Source organism: Gemmobacter lanyuensis (genome assembly GCF_014652355.1).
Taxonomy (GTDB): Bacteria; Pseudomonadota; Alphaproteobacteria; order Rhodobacterales; family Rhodobacteraceae; genus Gemmobacter; species Gemmobacter lanyuensis.
The window spans coordinates 1-2500 of sequence record NZ_BMYQ01000033.1 but is presented as its reverse complement, the minus strand read 5'-3'; the positions used below and the strand labels follow the sequence as shown (position 1 = coordinate 2500).

Annotated in this window: 2 rRNA genes (1 of these 2 cut by a window edge); both read left to right on the top strand. The window is 54.4% G+C overall.

Annotated features, from left to right (window positions below):
• A 23S ribosomal RNA gene (locus tag IE101_RS19535) occupies positions 1-2307 on the top strand; it begins 525 nt to the left of the window's first position.
• Between the two features lie 88 nt (positions 2308-2395).
• Positions 2396-2500: ribosomal RNA gene (gene rrf, locus IE101_RS19530) — 5S ribosomal RNA — on the top strand; the annotation flags it as partial.

The following is a 2500-nucleotide window of genomic DNA, read 5'->3' as shown; positions in this document are numbered from 1 at the left end:
GTACCTGAAACCGGACGCTTACAAGCAGTCGGAGGGGCATAAGCCCTGACGGCGTACCTTTTGTATAATGGGTCAACGACTTGGTCTAACGAGCAAGCTTAAGCCGATAGGTGTAGGCGCAGCGAAAGCGAGTCTTAAAAGGGCGCATGAGTTCGTTGGATCAGACCCGAAACCAGGTGATCTAGCCATGAGCAGGATGAAGGTACGGTAACACGTACTGGAGGTCCGAACCAACACCCGTTGAAAAGGGTCTGGATGACTTGTGGCTAGGGGTGAAAGGCCAATCAAACCTGGAGATAGCTGGTTCTCCGCGAAAGCTATTTAGGTAGCGCCTCGGACGAATACCTTGGGGGGTAGAGCACTGCATGGGTGATGGGGTCCCACAGACTTACTGAGCCTAAGCAAACTCCGAATACCCAAGAGTACTATCCGGGAGACACACGGCGGGTGCTAACGTCCGTCGTGAAGAGGGAAACAACCCTGACCTGCAGCTAAGGCCCCTAATTCGTGGCTAAGTGGGAAAGCATGTGGGACGGCCAAAACAACCAGGAGGTTGGCTTAGAAGCAGCCATCCTTTAAAGATAGCGTAACAGCTCACTGGTCTAGATAAGCTGTCCTGCGGCGAAGATGTAACGGGGCTCAAGCCACGAGCCGAAGCTCAGGATGCATAGCAATATGCGTGGTAGCGGAGCGTTCTGTGATATAGCTCCATGCCTCTTGTCTTCCTTACGGGGAAGCATGGAGGCGAGGAGCTTTCTGTGAAGCCAGGCCGTAAGGCAACTGGTGGAGAGATCAGAAGCGAGAATGTTGACATGAGTAGCGACAAACAGGGTGAGAGACCCTGTCGCCGAAAGTCCAAGGGTTCCTGCTTAAAGCTAATCTGAGCAGGGTAAGCCGGCCCCTAAGGCGAGGCCGAAAGGCGTAGTCGATGGGAACCAGGTTAATATTCCTGGGCCAGGAGGAAGTGACGGATCTCGAAGGTTGTCTGCCCTTATCGGATTGGGTGGGCCGCTTAGAGGTTCCTGGAAATAGCCCTCCACAAGACCGTACCCCAAACCGACACAGGTGGACTGGTAGAGTATACCAAGGCGCTTGAGAGAACCACATCAAAGGAACTCGGCAAAATGCTCCCGTAAGTTCGCGAGAAGGGAGCCCGGCTTGTAGGCAACTATGGGCCGGGGGCACAAACTAGGGGGTGGCGACTGTTTACTTAAAACACAGGGCTGTGCGAAGCCGTAAGGCGACGTATACAGTCTGACGCCTGCCCGGTGCTGGAAGGTTAAAAGGAGGGGTGCAAGCTCCGAATTGAAGCCCCAGTAAACGGCGGCCGTAACTATAACGGTCCTAAGGTAGCGAAATTCCTTGTCGGGTAAGTTCCGACCTGCACGAATGGCGTAACGATCTCCCCGCTGTCTCTGATGTGGACTCAGCGAAATTGAACTGTGTGTCAAGATGCACACTTCCCGCGGTTAGACGGAAAGACCCCATGAACCTTTACTCCAGCTTTGCACTGGCATCAGGATTGTGATGTGCAGGATAGGTGGTAGGCATCGAAGCAGAGACGCCAGTTTCTGTGGAGCCTCCCTTGAGATACCACCCTTCGCACTCTTGATGTCTAACCGCGGCCCGTTATCCGGGTCCGGGACCATGCATGGTGGGGAGTTTGACTGGGGCGGTCGCCTCCCAAACAGTAACGGAGGCGCGCGAAGGTTGGCTCAGACCGGTCGGAAATCGGTCGTTGAGTGCAATGGCAGAAGCCAGCCTGACTGTAAGACTGACAAGTCGAACAGAGACGAAAGTCGGCCATAGTGATCCGGTGGTCCCAAGTGGGAGGGCCATCGCTCAACGGATAAAAGGTACTCTGGGGATAACAGGCTGATGATGCCCAAGAGTCCATATCGACGGCATCGTTTGGCACCTCGATGTCGGCTCATCTCATCCTGGGGCTGGAGCAGGTCCCAAGGGTATGGCTGTTCGCCATTTAAAGAGGTACGTGAGCTGGGTTTAGAACGTCGTGAGACAGTTCGGTCCCTATCTGCCGTGGGTGTAGGAGACTTGAGAAGAGTTGCCCCTAGTACGAGAGGACCGGGGTGAACGTTCCACTGGTGGACCAGTTGTCGTGCCAACGGCAGTGCTGGGTAGCTATGAACGGACAGGATAACCGCTGAAGGCATCTAAGCGGGAAGCCCCCTTCAAAACAAGGTCTCCCTTGAGAGCCGTGGAAGACCACCACGTCGATAGGCCGGAGGTGTAAGTGCAGCAATGCATTCAGCTGACCGGTACTAATTGCTCGATAGGCTTGATTTGATCCAGTAACAGCCAGACCGTTACTCAAATCAAAAGCTCAACAGACTTGAACAATCACAATGTTGTATCACCTTGGGTAATTCCTCGGTTTGGTGGTCATAGCGACGGCTAAACACCCGATCCCTTCCCGAACTCGGCCGTTAAGGGCCGTCACGCCAATGGTACTGCGTCTCAAGACGTGGGAGAGTAGGTC